The following is a 606-nucleotide window of genomic DNA, read 5'->3' on the forward strand; positions in this document are numbered from 1 at the left end:
TTAAATGAATACCTAACGAACGTCCAATACGTGCCGTTGATACAAGTTCTTTCATAAAATCAGGTTGTTCTGATTTTAATTCGGCAAACTCATCGGAAATAATGAATAAATGTGGCATTGGTTCTGTTGCAACACCTTCTTTAAATAACTTATGGTATTGATTAATATGGTTAACATCATGCTCTCCGAATAAACGTTGACGTTTTCTCAATTCGGCTTTGATTGATGTTAAGGCACGCATCGCTTCATCGCCATCTAAGTTTGTAATCGTACCAACTAAATGGACTAAATCTTTAAATAAGTTCGCCATACCCCCACCTTTATAGTCAATCAATAGGAACGCAACTTCATGTGGATGAAAATTAATAGCTAAAGATAAAATGTATGATTGGATAATCTCAGATTTCCCTGAACCAGTGGTACCAGCAACTAAACCATGTGGCCCGTGTGCTTTTTCATGTAAGTTCAATGATAAAATATCATCTTTACCTCTTACACCTAAAGGTACTGCCATCGTTTTGTATGTTTCGTTTTGTCTCCATCGATTAACCACATCAAGCTGATCTACTTCTTTCACGTTATACATCTCTAAAAATGTAATACTAT

1 protein-coding gene is annotated in these 606 nt (G+C 35.5%); it reads right to left on the bottom strand.

Features of this window, described 5'->3' with window-relative positions; all coding sequences use genetic code 11:
* The coding region (locus tag IDG60_RS28350) for an FtsK/SpoIIIE domain-containing protein (protein WP_274611459.1) at window positions 1-606 on the bottom strand (606 nt) is incomplete at both ends.

Source organism: Staphylococcus sp. EG-SA-2 (genome assembly GCF_017152085.1).